Origin of the sequence: Pseudomonas sp. NY11955, assembly GCF_048068035.1 — a bacterium.
Lineage (GTDB): Bacteria > Pseudomonadota > Gammaproteobacteria > Pseudomonadales > Pseudomonadaceae > Aquipseudomonas.
Genome location: NZ_JBLUPS010000018.1, coordinates 1 through 14,745 on the forward strand (window position 1 = coordinate 1; position 14,745 = coordinate 14,745).

General features: G+C 59.9%; 21 protein-coding genes and 1 tRNA gene. 13 read left to right on the forward strand and 9 right to left on the reverse strand.

The window, feature by feature from the left end:
• From ACNFBR_RS24970 to ACNFBR_RS25030, 13 genes are all read left to right on the forward strand, one after another.
• On the forward strand, positions 1-478 hold a 478-nt coding region (locus tag ACNFBR_RS24970; protein ID WP_416737220.1), incomplete at its 5' end, for a DUF1566 domain-containing protein.
• A 52-nt stretch (positions 479-530) separates the two neighbouring features.
• Positions 531-884: a four helix bundle protein gene (locus ACNFBR_RS24975; RefSeq protein WP_274297840.1), complete on the forward strand. Its 354-nt coding sequence runs from the start codon at positions 531-533 to the stop codon at positions 882-884.
• Positions 885-1,238: 354 nt separating this feature from the next.
• On the forward strand, positions 1,239-2,240 hold the full coding sequence (locus ACNFBR_RS24980) for an RNA-directed DNA polymerase (RefSeq protein ID WP_416737304.1): 1,002 nt from the start codon (positions 1,239-1,241) through the stop codon (positions 2,238-2,240).
• Positions 2,241-2,281: 41 nt separating this feature from the next.
• The gene (locus ACNFBR_RS24985) at positions 2,282-2,827 is read left to right on the forward strand and encodes a Lar family restriction alleviation protein (protein ID WP_416737221.1); all 546 of its coding nucleotides are present in this window, start codon (positions 2,282-2,284) and stop codon (positions 2,825-2,827) included.
• Positions 2,824-3,048, forward strand: coding sequence for a hypothetical protein (locus ACNFBR_RS24990; protein WP_416737222.1), 225 nt, complete (start codon positions 2,824-2,826; stop codon positions 3,046-3,048). Before ACNFBR_RS24985 ends, ACNFBR_RS24990 begins: the two co-directional genes overlap by 4 nt.
• Before the next feature lie 87 nt (positions 3,049-3,135).
• Positions 3,136-3,405 (forward strand): hypothetical protein, encoded by a 270-nt coding sequence (locus tag ACNFBR_RS24995; RefSeq protein WP_416737223.1) that lies wholly within the window; start codon positions 3,136-3,138, stop codon positions 3,403-3,405.
• 418 nt (positions 3,406-3,823) lie between these two features.
• Entirely contained in the window at positions 3,824-4,237 is a 414-nt protein-coding gene (locus ACNFBR_RS25000; RefSeq protein WP_416737224.1) for a phage protein NinX family protein, read from the forward strand.
• On the forward strand, positions 4,227-4,424 hold the full coding sequence (locus ACNFBR_RS25005) for a hypothetical protein (protein WP_416737225.1): 198 nt from the start codon (positions 4,227-4,229) through the stop codon (positions 4,422-4,424). The genes ACNFBR_RS25000 and ACNFBR_RS25005 overlap by 11 nt, the downstream gene beginning before the upstream one ends.
• 81 nt (positions 4,425-4,505) lie before the next feature.
• The gene (locus ACNFBR_RS25010; protein ID WP_416737226.1) at positions 4,506-4,739 is read left to right on the forward strand and encodes a hypothetical protein; all 234 of its coding nucleotides are present in this window, start codon (positions 4,506-4,508) and stop codon (positions 4,737-4,739) included.
• 56 nt (positions 4,740-4,795) lie between these two features.
• Positions 4,796-5,443, forward strand: coding sequence for a hypothetical protein (locus ACNFBR_RS25015; protein ID WP_416737227.1), 648 nt, complete (start codon positions 4,796-4,798; stop codon positions 5,441-5,443).
• A gap of 35 nt (positions 5,444-5,478) precedes the next feature.
• The gene (locus tag ACNFBR_RS25020) at positions 5,479-5,655 is read left to right on the forward strand and encodes a hypothetical protein (protein ID WP_195903738.1); all 177 of its coding nucleotides are present in this window, start codon (positions 5,479-5,481) and stop codon (positions 5,653-5,655) included.
• 17 nt (positions 5,656-5,672) lie between these two features.
• Positions 5,673-6,074 carry a hypothetical protein gene (locus ACNFBR_RS25025; RefSeq protein WP_416737228.1) on the forward strand — a complete coding sequence of 134 codons (402 nt, stop codon included), beginning with the start codon at positions 5,673-5,675 and terminating at the stop codon, positions 6,072-6,074.
• Positions 5,996-7,123, forward strand: a complete 1,128-nt coding sequence (locus ACNFBR_RS25030; RefSeq protein WP_416737306.1) for a tyrosine-type recombinase/integrase — start codon at positions 5,996-5,998, stop codon at positions 7,121-7,123. The genes ACNFBR_RS25025 and ACNFBR_RS25030 overlap by 79 nt, the downstream gene beginning before the upstream one ends.
• A 70-nt stretch (positions 7,124-7,193) precedes the next feature.
• Here the strand turns inward: ACNFBR_RS25030 and ACNFBR_RS25035 are convergent.
• The 9 genes from ACNFBR_RS25035 to thrS form a co-directional block, all read right to left on the reverse strand.
• Positions 7,194-7,270 (reverse strand) — tRNA-Pro (locus ACNFBR_RS25035).
• A 101-nt stretch (positions 7,271-7,371) separates the two neighbouring features.
• Entirely contained in the window at positions 7,372-7,728 is a 357-nt protein-coding gene (locus tag ACNFBR_RS25040) for a MerR family transcriptional regulator (RefSeq protein WP_003250681.1), read from the reverse strand.
• Positions 7,709-8,011 carry an integration host factor subunit alpha gene (gene ihfA, locus ACNFBR_RS25045; RefSeq protein ID WP_003250679.1) on the reverse strand — a complete coding sequence of 101 codons (303 nt, stop codon included), beginning with the start codon at positions 8,009-8,011 and terminating at the stop codon, positions 7,709-7,711. Before ihfA ends, ACNFBR_RS25040 begins: the two co-directional genes overlap by 20 nt.
• 4 nt (positions 8,012-8,015) lie before the next feature.
• Positions 8,016-10,397 (reverse strand): phenylalanine--tRNA ligase subunit beta, encoded by a 2,382-nt coding sequence (gene pheT, locus ACNFBR_RS25050; RefSeq protein ID WP_416737229.1) that lies wholly within the window; start codon positions 10,395-10,397, stop codon positions 8,016-8,018.
• A 33-nt stretch (positions 10,398-10,430) separates the two neighbouring features.
• Positions 10,431-11,447, reverse strand: a complete 1,017-nt coding sequence (gene pheS, locus ACNFBR_RS25055) for a phenylalanine--tRNA ligase subunit alpha (RefSeq protein WP_003250674.1) — start codon at positions 11,445-11,447, stop codon at positions 10,431-10,433.
• A gap of 109 nt (positions 11,448-11,556) precedes the next feature.
• Positions 11,557-11,913, reverse strand: a complete 357-nt coding sequence (rplT, locus tag ACNFBR_RS25060) for a 50S ribosomal protein L20 (RefSeq protein ID WP_003250671.1) — start codon at positions 11,911-11,913, stop codon at positions 11,557-11,559.
• A 27-nt stretch (positions 11,914-11,940) separates the two neighbouring features.
• Positions 11,941-12,135 (reverse strand): 50S ribosomal protein L35, encoded by a 195-nt coding sequence (gene rpmI, locus ACNFBR_RS25065; protein WP_003250667.1) that lies wholly within the window; start codon positions 12,133-12,135, stop codon positions 11,941-11,943.
• A 60-nt stretch (positions 12,136-12,195) separates the two neighbouring features.
• Positions 12,196-12,747, reverse strand: coding sequence for a translation initiation factor IF-3 (gene infC, locus ACNFBR_RS25070; protein WP_012052879.1), 552 nt, complete (start codon positions 12,745-12,747; stop codon positions 12,196-12,198).
• Positions 12,747-14,669 (reverse strand): threonine--tRNA ligase, encoded by a 1,923-nt coding sequence (thrS, locus tag ACNFBR_RS25075; RefSeq protein WP_416737230.1) that lies wholly within the window; start codon positions 14,667-14,669, stop codon positions 12,747-12,749. Before thrS ends, infC begins: the two co-directional genes overlap by 1 nt.
• Between the last annotated feature and the right edge of the window lie 76 nt (positions 14,670-14,745).

Genomic DNA, 14,745 nt, shown 5'->3' on the forward strand with positions numbered 1-14,745 from the left:
CGTGCCTTCTGGCGTCCCGGCCCTGGGGTCGTACTGGCCAGGGCAAGGCGGCTACAACGCCGGCCTGGTGCGCGGCGAGAATGGCGCGCCGGACTATTACCTGATCGTGCCGCTGCTTACCGAGCAGGTGCGCGCCGAATGGGGTGGTCACGGCGAGGAATGTGAAGGCGCCGCCAGCATGAGCGACGGCCTGGCCAATACCCGGGCGCTGCTAGCCGACAGCAACGAACACCCGGCCGCAAAGCTGGCCAGCGAGTTCACCGCTGACGGGTATAACGACTTCTACCTGCCTGCCCGCCGAGAGTTGCAGGTGGCAGAAGCGAACGTGCCTGAGCTGTTCGAGAAGGCCTATCACTGGTCGTCTTCGCAGTTCTCCGCCTACGTCGCCTACAGCGTGGGCTTTGAGGGTGGCTGGCTCGGCACCAGCGGCAAGAACTACGAGCGTCTCGTCCGCCCCGTCCGCAGATTTATTCCGTAATCCAATTCTTCATTCATGGGCGCCTAGGCGCCCTCGCTTTTAGGAGGCCAGGATGGCCCTTCACACAGAGCTCGAAATACACAAGGTGGCCGAGGAACTGCTCGGCCTTTCGCTCGACCTGGTTCGAAACATCCCGCGCGACCTCAAGCAGGTCGTCGGCTCGAAGATCCGGGACGAATGCCTGCAAGCTCTGGTGTTGATTGGCCGAGCCAACATGGCACGGGACAAGCTCCCACACCTGAACCTCCTGCTAGAAAGCGTCTGGATGCTGAACTACCTGCTGCGTGCCCTCACCAACAAAGGGTTGATCAGCAAAGGCCAGCACGCCAAGGCAATGAAGCTCACGGCCTCCGTGGGCCGCCAGGCGAACGCCTGGAAGAAATCCGCAACCGCGCCCGCTGCTTGAGGGTTAAGGCCCTTCTGCCTGCGCGCTGAATCTGGTCGTGCCGCTGATGTGTGATCACCGCCATGCGCAGCACGGATACCACCAGCAGATGCTGGAAGGTCCGGCGCAGTTTCCAGGCTGAGCAATCGTCCTGGCGACGTAGATAGCACGATAGGTCGCAGTTCTCCGCCAACAACGCCTACAACATGGACTTTGAGGATGGCTGGCTCAACAACAACGACAAGAACAACGAGCGTCTCGTCCGCCCCGTCCGCAGATTCGCCCGTTGCGAGCTTCACCTTCGAGGAATTGGCCCAGGCCTACTACGACTGCCGACGGCACAAGCGGAACACCGCGAGCGCCCGACGCTTCGAAGTGGACATGGAGATCAATCTCCTCGACCTTTTCGACGAGCTACAGGCCGGCACCTACCGTCCTGGTCGCTCAATCTGCTTTGTGGTCACCCGACCAAAGGCCCGCGAGGTGTGGGCCGCCGACTTCCGCGACCGAATCGTGCACCACCTGCTGTACAACCGCATCGGCCCCGCCATCGAGCGCAGCTTCATAGCGGACAGCTGCGCATGTATCCCAGGGCGCGGCACGCTGTACGCCGGTAAGCGGATGGAAGCGAAGATCCGCAGCCAGACGCACAACTGGTCCCGGCCCGGCTTCTACCTCAAGTGCGACCTGGCCAACTTCTTTGTGTCGATCGACAAGCGCGTGCTGGGCCGGCAGCTGGCCGAAAGAATCGACGATCCGTGGTTCAGGCAGCTGGCCCTGCAGGTGCTGATGCACGACCCGCGTGAGAACTACGTCGAGCGCAGCCCGGCCCATCTGTTCAACCGGGTGCCGCAGCACAAGCGTCTCACTGCGCAGCCGTCGTACCTCGGCCTGCCCATCGGGAACCTGTCGTCGCAGTTCTTCGCCAACGTCTACCTCGACGCCCTGGACAAGTTCTGCAAACACACGCTCAAGGCCAAGCACTACATACGCTACGTCGACGACTTCGTGCTGCTTCATGAGTCGCCGCAGCAGTTGAATGACTGGCTCAGCCAGATCGAAGACTTCCTGCCCAGCCTGGGCGTCAGGCTCAACCCGTCGAAGACCATCCTGCAGCCAATTGATCGCGGCGTGGACTTCGTCGGGCATGTGATCAAGCCATGGCGGCGTACCACTCGCAAGAAATCGGTGGCCCAGGCCATGAAGCGCACAGCTGCCGCGCCAGCAGAGAACCTGCGCGAGACAGCCAACAGCTACTTCGGCCTGCTTGGCCAAGCCAGCCACAGCCAGAAAGACCGCGCCGCACTGGCCAACTTGGTGCTGAGGCGCGGGCATGTGGTCAATGGCGCTCTAACTCAAACCTATCCGAATCGTTGAGGTTACCCATGCCCACAGAAAACCGATCCAGCAACACCGAGATGGTCAGCGAACTGCTGCCGTGCCCCTTCTGCGGCCAGCAGGACTTCCTCATCGATCGCCTAGACAGCGACGCTTCAGTGGTGATCTGCCAAGGTTTGACAGGGCCGCATGAGGCTTGCCTGGCCCGCGGCCCGGTGGGCGTGGCGCAACATGAGGGTGAGGAGCAACCAGGCCGTGACAAGGCGGTCGAGCTGTGGAATGCGAGCGCCCAGCAGCACCAGGGTGAGCCGGTGGCGTGGATGTACACGCGCCCCGAGGTTGAATGGCCGGCCTTTTACGACAAAAGGAAAGATGCCGCAGGATGGAAAGAAACCCCGCTCTACACCCGCGCCGATCCTGGCGAGGTTGAGCGGCTGCGCAAGGAACGCCAGCGCATGGACGTGGCGCTGGTAGCAGCCGCCAATGAGCGCGACACCCTGCGCGTCCAGCTGGCCGAACGGGATGCACTGCTGGAAGAGGCATGGACACACGATATAAGCACGCCCTTGAAGCGCAGGATAAAGACCGCCCTATCAGCCAGCGCAGAGCCGAAGGTGAAGTCGTGAAGACGCACTTCGCACCATTCACCGACCTGGAAGACCTTGAGCAAGCGCCGTGCGGCACCTTCATAGGTGATTCATCTGAGCTATCAGGTGACTGGACCAAAGTCGATTGCATGCTCTGCCAGAAGCGCAAGGAAAAGATCATCGCAGCTGCAGCAGCTGAAGAGCGCGCCATAGTTGAGCAGATGGGCCACATGGCGGCCTTCATGCGCGCTCAAAGCTAAAACACCAAAGAGCACACCTGTACTCCTTCCAACTGTAACCCCTCTCCCCTCTATTCACTGCCGCGATATGGCGGCCAAGGAATCCCCGTGACTGAACAAAATCAGGTCATCGCCTGGTGCGGCATGGCCTTGCTTTGCTGCGTCGGGTTCGTGGCGATGTTCGCCATGGCCATGTTGGCCTTCAAGGACCGAGACGACGCTCGTCGGATCCGCGCCACCCTGGGCGTTCTGCAACTGACCTGCACTCCAGCAACGCAGGCCGGCAACCAGTGCCAGCTCTCCCCGCACGAAACCCAACCCGAACCTACACCCGCTCTTGCGCCTGGGCGCTGGATTGATGAGAGGTATCATCTGTGAGCAAGATCGATTGGAGCAACGCGCCGAAATGGGCAACGCACTATGGGGAGGACACTGAATCCCATGTGGCTGGCTGGTACCGGGTTGACGACCTTGGTGTTCGTGGGTTTTGTGCTGATGCGGATCCTCACAAGTATCAATTGTCATGCAGTTACCATGACGATTTTCCGTCGATTGACTCATTGCATGAAAGGCCAAAATCATGGCCAGGCGAAGGCCTTCCCTCTGTCGGGGATGTCATTGAACGACTTGATGTCAACGCCAAATGGGTGAGTGCTGAGGTGATGTACGTAGGCACTGATCGCGTAGTCCTTCGGGATGCCTCTGGGCAGGAGTTCGTACCGAGGCTCCAAGAGTTTTACCAACCTCCAGAATTCATTAGGTTCAGGCTGGTCGCGAGCGCCGAGCAGGTGAAGCCATGACCGACCTGATCGAAGTGAGGGTGTCCAACCTGGTCGGTGCGGCGCTGGATTGGGCGGTTGCCCAGGTTGAGGGTATCAACACCATCATGCTGTCGCCCCGGAAGAAGGAGACCCAAAAACCTTTCGCACTCTTCGGCTCCCTCGCTATCAGCGTGGGAGGTGGCGACGAATCGAGTTACACCCCTTCAACCTGCTGGCACTGCGGCGGCCCCCTGATCGACAAGCACCAGGGCAGCGTCCGGCACGATAAGCACCTCAACGACGGACCTTGCCGCTACTCCGGCGGCACCGGGATGAATTCGCCATGGTCCTATGGGCCGACTCCACTGATCGCGTTCTGCCGGTCACTCGTCCTTGCCAAGCTCGGCGATACCGTCCAGGTGCCGAAGGAGCTGATCAATGACCACTGAAGCAACCGACGTTCAGGGTCTGATGAAAGCCTGCCAACGCGGCGTGGCCGGCAAAGGCCCGGCTATCGAAGCGGCCAACAACCTGCTGGCTGAGTGTTACGGCCTGCTGGGCAAGCTCGCCGCCGAGAACGATGCGCTTCGCAAGGACCGAGACAGCCTGCTCGAAGCCGGAGGACACCTTCTATGATCGCCCTCGCCTACATGGCCTACCTGATCTACAGGGGGCCGCGATGAGCATTCACCAGGTCGACATTCAGCAGGAGGCCGCATGGGCTACATCAACCCGCTCCTGAAACTGCCAGCGGGGCGGGCCTTGCTGAAGCTACCGGCAGAGGACAGGGCGCGGATCGAAGCAGTGCTTCGCGAACTGCGCGCCCAAGCTGACGCCGAGGCAGAAAACTCATGGCTTCGCCGCAAGGGACCGATGGCCGCCTACTGGCGCGCCGCCTCGACCTACGCGCGCCACTTGGCGCATGCCCTTTCGCGCAACGCCCAGTCGTAACCCCTCCCCCTACTACTCAAGCCCGCCGACATGCGCGGGCATGGAGAGCTATCGCCATGCCAAACCACATCACCAACAAAGTCAGCGCGCCAGCGCACGTCCTCACATCGCTGATCAACGGGGACGGCCAGATCGACTTCGGCAAGGTCATCAAGTTTGAGGGCGAGTTCCCTTGGGATGGCGTCTGCGGTGCGGCTGAAACCGCAGCTGAGGCTGCAATCAATCTGCCCCTGAGCAACAACCCGATGCTCGCCGGAATGCAGCGCCACAGTCGCGAGACCTCTTCGGTGACGAAGCTCAGCGACGAAAGCTTCGAGCAGTTCATCCAGATGCTGCGCAATCACCGCAAGACAGGCTTTATGCACGACATGGACTTCGGGCGACAAGCTTGGGGCACCAAGTGGAACGCCTACAGCCAGAAGATCGATGCTGAGGGCTGCTCACTGTCATTCGATACGGCCTGGAATACGCCGGTACCAGTCTTCAAAGCCCTGTCCGCCTTGCACCCGACCGAAGAAATCACCGTCGTCTTCGCTGACGAGGACATCGGCAGTAACTGCGGCACGCTCAAGCTCAAAGGCGGCGAGCTGGTAGAGCAAGACTGCGCGGGCCCATGGGGAAAGATGAGCGAAGCCGATCAGGCGAAGTGGCGAGCCTTCGCCATGGAAGTTACCGGATGCACCGACGAAGACGACGACGAATAACCAACCTGCCGCCACCGGCGGCGTGGAGACCATCCATGAATCTGATCGACTGCTACGTCACGAAGATCCTCGGCGAGCCGTACCGCAAGTTCGGCCACTGGTGGGTATCGGTGGAATACACGGCCGAGGGCTGGCCGGGCACCAAAGAAATCATGTTCCGCACCGAGGAAGCCGCCCGCGCGGCGCAGGTCGGATACCACTTCACGGCCTGAACGGCACGGAGACCAATATGGCGAATGCCACAGCAGCAAAGCCCTCAAGCATTCAGCCTCGGTTCATCCGGTTCGGTGATGCGCCAGGGTATCTCGGCATGTGCCGGGATGAGTTCAACAAGACCGTAAGGCCCTGCGTTCGGGAATTCCCCATCGGAAAGCAGGGGGTCGCCTTTGATCGCCAGGAGTTAGACGAGTGGGCAGACGCCTACATTGAGGCAAAGGCGATTGAAAAAGCCACCGGACAGGACAACAATCGGCCCCGCAGCGAGCGCCGAGGAGATGATGCATGGCGCGAAAAACGATCACCGGCCTCTACGAGAAGGGCGGTGTCTGGCAAATCGACAAAGTCTACAAAGGGGAGCGAATTCGAGAAAGTACTGGAACTGGTGACCGGGAAGAAGCAGAGCAGTACTTGATCCACAAGCTGGAGAAACTGCGCCAGCAGAAGGTATATGGCGTTCGGCAGGTCCATACCTGGGAGGAGGCGGCGATGCGCTACCTCCTCGAGGTCAAAGACCAGCCATCAATCCACCTGACGGCGCTGTGCATGAAGCAGTTGCATCCATACCTTGGCCACCTGCCGCTGACGCACATTGACGATCAGGCGCTTGAACCCTTTATCAGGGACCGGCAGACGGAAAAGGTGCTGCCAGACGGATCAATTGAAAAGGCGGTGAGCAACCGGACAATCAACATCGCGATCGAGCGCGCAGTTCGGGTACTGAGCCTCTGCGCGAGGAAATGGCGTGATGATGATCGCCGGCCATGGCTGGATAGTGTGCCGATGCTGAAAAAACTCGAGGAGAAGAAGTCGAGCCGCAAGCCTTACCCGATGTCATGGGAAGAGCAGTCGATCCTCTTCAACGAGCTGCCAGGGCACCTGCAGACGATGGCCTTGTTTAAAGTAAACACAGGTTGTCGCGAACAGGAGGTGTGCAAGCTGAGATGGGATTGGGAGATTTCGGTGCCGGAACTTGGGACCAGTGTTTTCCTGATCCCCGCTGACTTCGGCGGGAGGCACGCCCGGTCGGGCGTAAAGAATGGCGACGAGCGCCTGGTGGTATTGAACAGCGTGGCCAAGTCGATAATTGAGCGTCAGCGCGGAATCAACAAGGAATGGGTTTTTCCATACAACGGCACCGCAATGCATCGAATGAACGACTCGGCTTGGAAGAAGGCGCGGGTGAGAGCGGCGAAACTCTGGCAGGAGGAAAACCTTCGCCCCGCTCACCCTGGGTATGCCTCGATCAGGATACACGACTTGAAGCACACCTTTGGCCGCCGACTACGGGCCGCGGGCGTTACTGAAGAGGATCGGAAGTCACTTCTCGGGCACAAGAACGGCAGCATCACCAGTCATTACTCCGGCGCTGAGCTGGGCAAGCTGATTGAGGCTGCGAACATGGTATCAACAACGGACTCGCGTGGGCCGGTGTTGACGATACTGAAGAGGAAAATCGGATGATGTCCCGAAAAAGTCCCCACACGCAGAAATGAAAAAGCCACCCTAAGGTGGCTAAGTCATTGGGATTATTTGGTCGGGACGGAGTGATTCGAACACTCGACCCCTTGCACCCCATGCAAGTGCGCTACCGGGCTGCGCTACGCCCCGACTACATTCTCACAACCTCTGAGAACGCTGAAGAATCTACCCTAACCTCCTGATAAATGAAAGCTTTTTATCAAATTTTTTTCACTCACCAGCAAACCGGCTCACTTCTTCAACACCACCAGCACATCTTCCAACTCAACAATCATCTGCCGAATCAGCTGCTTGTACTGGCTGGATTCATCTTTAGCCTCATCACTGGAAAGCCTCAACCGGGCCCCGCCAATGGTGAACCCCTGGTCATAAAGCAGCGCACGAATCTGGCGAATCATCAGCACATCCTGGCGCTGATAATACCGCCGATTCCCCCGCCGCTTCACAGGGTTAAGCTGGTCGAACTCCTGCTCCCAATACCGCAGCACGTGCGGCTTTACCGCACAAAGCTCGCTCACTTCACCAATGGTGAAGTAGCGTTTGCCCGGTATGGGGGGCAGCTCGTCGTTATGGCTTGGTTCCAGCATAGGCCTCAACCCGGGCCTTCAACTTCTGCCCTGGACGAAAGGTGACGACGCGCCGTGCGGTGATCGGGATCTCTTCCCCTGTCTTGGGGTTGCGGCCCGGCCGCTGGCGTTTGTCGCGAAGGTCGAAGTTGCCGAAACCGGACAGCTTCACCTGCTCGTTCTCTTCAAGTGCGTGCCGAATTTCTTCGAAAAACAGCTCGACCAGCTCCTTGGCCTCACGCTTGTTAAGCCCCAGCTCCTCGTACAGCCTTTCGGCCATCTCAGCTTTCGTCAGAGCACCCATGCCGTTATTTCCTTAACGTGGTGTTCAACCTTTGTTCGAGCGAGGTGAGGATGTTTTGCAGGGTAGTGTTCACCTCATCGTCGTTAAGAGTGCGCGATGGATGCTGCCAGGTCAAGCCGACGGCAAGGCTTTTTCTATCAGGATCAATGCCTTTACCTTGGTAGACATCAAACAGCCTGAGGTCTGTGAGCCATTCGCCTGCATTGTCACGAATTAATTCAAGCACCGCGCTAGAAGCGACATCACGTCCTGCAATCAAGGCCAGGTCGCGGCGGGTTTCCGGGAACTTGGACAGCTCGCTGAACTTCGGCAGGCGGCCTTCGACCACGTCGCCCAGCACCAGCTCGAACAGGAATACTGGGCGGTCCAGGTCCAGGGCCTTGGCCAGCTCTGGGTGGATGGCGCCCAGGTAGCCGACCAGTTTGCCGTCGCGCTCGATGGCGGCGGTCTGGCCTGGGTGCAGGGCTGGGTGCTTGCCGGCGCTGAAGGTGAAGTCGCTCAGGGCGCCAGAGTAGCCCAGCAGGGCTTCCACGTCGGCTTTGACGTCGAAGAAGTCGACGCCGTCGCGGCCGTTGGCCCAGCCTTCTGGCAGGCGGCTGCCGGTAATGACGCCGGCAATCATCGGCTGCTGCTGCAGGTCACCCAGCTGGCCGACGAAGCGCAGGCCGCTTTCGAACAGGCGCACGCGGTCCTGCTGGCGGTTCAGGTTGTGCTGCAACGCCTTGACCAGGCCCGGCCACAGGGATGCACGCATGGCAGCCATGTCGCTGGAGATAGGGTTGGCCAGCAACAGCGGTTCTACGCCTGGGCTGAACAGCTCGAACAGTTTCGGGTCGATGAAGCTGTAGGTGATAGCTTCCTGATAGCCGCGGGCAACCAGCAGGCGACGCAGGGTCGGCAGGTCACCGCGAGTCTCCGGCTTGCCTTTGGGGGCCAGGCGGGCTTGCGGGTAGCGAACCGGCAGGTTGTTGTAGCCGTACAGGCGGGCCAGTTCTTCGATCAGGTCCACTTCCAGGCTGATGTCGAAGCGGTGGCTTGGCACGTCGACGGTCCACTGCCCTTCACCGTTGCGAGTCGTGGTCAGTTCCAGGGCGTTGAGCAGCTGCTCGACCTGGGCTGGGTCCATTTCCATGCCGAGCATCTGGGTGATGCGTTCGGCGCGCAGGGTGACCGGGGCTACTTGTGGCAGGTGCTGTTCGCTGACGGCTTCGACGATCGGGCCGGCTTCGCCGCCGACGATGTCCAGCAGCAGCTGGGTGGCGCGCTCCATGGCTTCGCGGGCCAGTTGCGAGTCGACGCCGCGCTCGTAGCGGTGCGAGGCATCGGTGTGCAGGCCGTAGGAACGGGCTTTACCGGCGACGGAAATTGGCTCGAAGAACGCGCTTTCCAGGAACAGGTCGCGGGTTTTTTCGGTATTCACACCGCTGTGCTCGCCACCCATGACGCCGGCGATGGCCAGGGCGCGGGTGTGGTCGGCGATCACCAGGGTATCGGCGCGCAGTGCCACTTCCTGGCCGTCGAGCAGGACGAGCTTCTCGCCCTCTTCAGCCATGCGCACGCGGATGCCGCCGTTGATTTCTGCCAGGTCGAAGGCGTGCATCGGCTGGCCGAGTTCGAGCATCACGTAGTTGGTGATGTCGACGGCGGCGTCGATGCTGCGCACGTCACTGCGGCGCAGGCGTTCGACCATCCACAGTGGGGTTGGCTTGCTCAGGTCGACATTGCGGATGACCCGGCCCAGGTAGCGCGGGCAGGCAGCCGGAGCGCTGACTTCGACCGGGCGCACTTCATCATGGGCAGCCGCTACGGCTGGCACGACCGGGCGGGTGACCGGGGTGTCGTACAGGGCGCTGACGTCACGGGCGAGGCCTGCGATGGACAGGCAATCACCGCGGTTCGGGGTCAGGCCGATTTCGATGCTGGCGTCGTCCAGGCTCAGGTACTTGCGAATGTCTTCGCCAACCGGGGCGTCGGCCGCCAGTTCCAGCAGGCCGTCGTTTTCTTCGCTGATTTCCAGTTCGGCAGCCGAGCACAGCATGCCGAAGGACTCGACGCCGCGCAGCTTGGCTTTCTTGATCTTGAAGTCGCCAGACAGCTCGGCGCCGATCATGGCGAATGGGATCTTGATGCCTGGGCGGGCGTTAGGCGCACCGCACACGACCTGGAAGGTTTCCTGGCCATTGGTCACCTGGCACACGCGCAGCTTGTCGGCGTCCGGGTGTTGTTCGGTGGCTAGGATTTCGCCCACGACGATGCCGCTGAACTGGCCAGCAGCGGGGGTAACGCTGTCGACTTCGAGGCCGGCCATGGACAGGCGGGCGACCAGTTCGTCACGGGAGACTTGCGGGTTTACCCAACCGCGCAGCCACTGTTCACTGAATTTCATGCTGTTCTCCTGAAAGTTGCGTCGGGCATTGACCTAGCGGAATTGCGCGAGGAAGCGCAGGTCGTTGTCGAAGAACAGACGCAAATCGTTGACGCCATAGCGCAGCATGGCCAGGCGCTCGGCGCCCATGCCGAAGGCGAAGCCCTGGAATTCTTCAGGGTCGATGCCGGACATGCGCAGCACGTTCGGGTGCACCATGCCGCAGCCCATCACTTCCAGCCAGCCGGTTTGCTTGCACACGCGGCAGCCATTGCCGGAACACATCACGCACTGAATGTCGACTTCGGCGGACGGCTCGGTGAAGGGGAAGAACGATGGGCGGAAACGTACCGCCAGTTCTTTTTCGAAGAACACGCGCAGGAATTCTTCGATGGTGCCCTTGAGGTCGGCGAAGTTGATATCGCGATCGATCAGCAGGCCTTCGACCTGGTGGAACATCGGCGAGTGGGTGATATCCGAGTCGCAGCGGTAAACACGGCCTGGGCAGACAATGCGAATGGGCGGCTGGGTGGACTCCATGGTCCGCACCTGCACCGGCGAGGTGTGGGTACGCAGCAGCATGTTGGCATTGAAGTAGAAGGTGTCGTGCATCGCCCGGGCCGGGTGGTGGCCAGGGATGTTGAGCGCTTCGAAGTTGTGGTAGTCGTCTTCCACCTCTGGGCCTTCGGCAATGCCGTAGCCGATGTGGGTGAAGAACTGCTCGATGCGCTCGAGTGTACGGGTGATCGGGTGCAAGCCACCGGTGGCCTGGCCGCGGCCTGGCAGGGTGACGTCAATGCATTCGGCGGCCAGGCGAGCGCTGAGCTCGGCTTCTTCAAAGGCGGCTTTGCGAGCATTGAGCACGACGGTGACGCGCTCTTTGGCGTCGTTGATCAGTGCGCCGACTTTCGGCCGCTCTTCGGCTGGCAGGTTGCCCAGGGTCTTCATCACCTGGGTCAGCTCGCCCTTCTTGCCGAGATAATTAACCCGGATCTGTTCCAGGGCGTTGATGTCTTCAGCGCGTTCCACGGCCTCTAGGGCTTGGGAGACCAGCGCATCCAGGTTTTCCATGTACAGACTCCAGATACGAAAATAGGGGAAGAGCTTTGAAGGCTCTTCCCCTATCGATGACGTTCAATGCCCGGCGGCGCTAGCGCCGCCGGGTGATTGTCGCGGGTACTTAAGCCAGAACGGCTTTAGCTTTCTCGACAATCGCAGCAAACGCCGCTTTTTCGTTCACTGCCAGATCAGCCAGAACCTTACGGTCGATTTCGATCGAAGCCTTTTTCAGGCCAGCAATCAGACGGCTGTAGGACAGACCGTTGGTGCGGGCACCGGCGTTGATACGAGCGATCCACAGTGCGCGGAACTGACGCTTCTTCTGGCGACGGTCGCGGTAGGCGTATTGGCCTGCCTTGATGACCGCTTGCTTGGCTACACGGAATACGCGCGAACGTGCACCGTAGTAACCTTTAGCCAGTTTCAGAATTTTTTTGTGACGCTTACGAGCGATAACGCCGCGCTTAACACGAGCCATGAGTAACTTCCTCTATCTTAACCAGAATTAACGAACGCGCAGCATGCGCTCGACTTTTGCCACGTCGGACGGGTGCAGCAGGCTGGCACCGCGCAGTTGACGCTTACGCTTGGTCGACATTTTGGTCAGGATGTGGCTCTTGAAAGCGTGCTTGTGCTTGAAGCCCGAAGCTGTCTTCAGGAAGCGCTTCGCAGCACCGCTCTTGGTTTTCATTTTTGGCATGTTGGAACTCCGCATTCGATAAAATTACACATAATCATCAGGCCTGCCGTGCCCGGGAGATTACTTCTTTTTCTTGGGGGCGATGACCATCATAAGCTGGCGTCCTTCCATCTTAGGATGCTGCTCAACGGTGCCGTATTCGGCGAGGTCGGCTTCGACCCGCTTCAACAGCTCCATGCCCAGCTCCTGGTGGGCCATCTCACGACCACGGAATCTCAGAGAGATCTTGGCCTTGTCCCCATCGGTAAGGAAACGTACCAGGTTGCGTAGTTTTACCTGGTAATCCCCATCCTCCGTCCCTGGACGAAACTTGATTTCCTTGATCTGGATCTGCTTCTGGTTTTTCTTGGCTTCGTTAGCCTGCTTCTTCTTCTCGAAGAGGTGCTTGCCGTAGTCCATGACCTTGCAGACCGGTGGTACCGCGTCTGCAGAGATTTCTACCAGATCCAGTTTCGCTTCATCAGCGATACGCAGCGCTTCATCAATCGAGACGATGCCAACTTGCTCGCCGTCTGCGCCAATTAACCGAACCTCGCGGGCCGAGATATTCTCGTTGATCGGGGCCTTCGGTACAGCACGCTTATCGTTTCTCATTTCACGCTTAATAGTCATTACTCCGATTCTTGGCGACCACGCCGGGAAACCGCTTGTGTCAGCAACTCAGCGAATTGGGCGACGGGCATGGAGCCCAGGTCTGCGCCTTCGCGAGTACGCACAGCGACGGTTTGCGTTTCGACTTCGCGGTCCCCTATAACCAAAAGGTACGGGACCTTGAGCAAAGTATGCTCGCGGATTTTAAAGCCGATCTTCTCATTTCTCAAGTCCGACTTGGCACGGAAACCGCTACCGTTCAGAGATTTCTCAACCTCAAGGGCGAAATCGGCCTGCTTGTCGGTGATGTTCATGATCACCGCCTGGGTCGGTGCCAGCCACGCTGGGAACACGCCGGCGTAGTGCTCGATCAGCATGCCAATGAAGCGCTCGAACGAACCGAGAATGGCGCGGTGCAGCATGACCGGGCGAACACGGCTGTTATCTTCGGCGATATAGCTGGCATCCAGGCGCTCTGGCAAGTTCGGGTCGTACTGCAGAGTACCGCACTGCCAGTTACGGCCGAGGCAGTCGCGCAGGGTGAACTCGATTTTCGGGCCGTAGAAGGCGCCCTCGCCTGGCTGGTATTCCCACTCCAGGCCGGATTCGTTCAAAGCGTCGGCCAGCGCCGTCTCGGCGCGGTCCCACAGCTCTTCGGAACCGACACGCTTGGCCGGACGGGTGGACAGCTTCATGGCGATGTCGCTGAAGCCGAAGTCCTTGTACACATCCAGAGTCAGCTTGATGAAGTCGGCGGCTTCTTTCTTCACCTGTTCTTCGGTGCAGAAGATGTGCGCATCGTCCTGAACGAAGCCACGCACGCGCATGATGCCATGCAGGGCACCGGACGGCTCGTTACGGTGGCAGGCACCGAACTCGGCCAGGCGCAGCGGCAAATCGCGGTAGCTTTTCAGGCCTTGGTTGAACACCTGCACGTGGCACGGGCAGTTCATCGGCTTTACCGCGTAGTCACGGCTTTCCGACGATGTGGTGAACATGTTCTCGGCGTAGTTGGACCAGTGGCCGGAGCGCTCCCAGAGGATGCGATCGACAACTTGCGGGGTCTTGATTTCCTGGTAGCCGTTTTCGCGCTGCACGCCACGCATGTACTGCTCGAGCACCTGGTAGACGGTCCAGCCGTTGGCGTGCCAGAACACCATGCCCGGGGCTTCTTCCTGCAGGTGGAACAGGTCGAGCTGCTTGCCGATTTTACGGTGGTCGCGTTTTTCGGCTTCTTCGATGCGCTGAACGTAGGCGGCCAGCTGCTTCTTGTCAGCCCAGGCGGTGCCATACACGCGCTGCAGTTGCTCGTTCTTGGCATCGCCGCGCCAGTACGCGCCGGACAGCTTGGTCAGCTTGAATGCCTTGAGGAAGCGAGTGTTCGGCACGTGCGGGCCGCGGCACATGTCGACATATTCTTCGTGGTAGTACAGACCCATGGCCTGCTCATCCGGCATGTCTTCGACCAGGCGCAGCTTGTAGTCTTCGCCGCGGGCCTTGAACACGTCGATGACTTCGGCGCGCGGGGTCATCTTCTTGACCACGTCGTAGTCTTTTTCGATCAGCTCCATCATGCGCTTTTCGATGGCGGCCATGTCTTCAGGGGTGAAGGGGCGCTCGTAGGCGATGTCGTAATAGAAGCCTTCGTCGATGACCGGGCCGATCACCATCTTGGCGGTCGGGTACAGCTGCTTCACGGCGTGGCCGACCAGGTGGGCGCACGAGTGACGGATGATCTCCAGTCCCTCTTCATCTTTAGGGGTGATGATCTGCAGGGTGGCGTCGTTGCTGATCAGGTCGCAAGCATCGACCAGCTTGCCGTCGACCTTGCCAGCCACGGTGGCTTTGGCCAGGCCAGCGCCGATGGAAGCGGCTACTTCGGCTACGGATACGGCGTGATCAAACGAACGTTGACTGCCATCGGGAAGAGTAATAACGGGCATGGCGCCTCCTCTCCTAGTGGTGACCCCTACCAAAGGTCACGTGGGTTGGGATGAGCCAGTACAAGATCCGACCTGC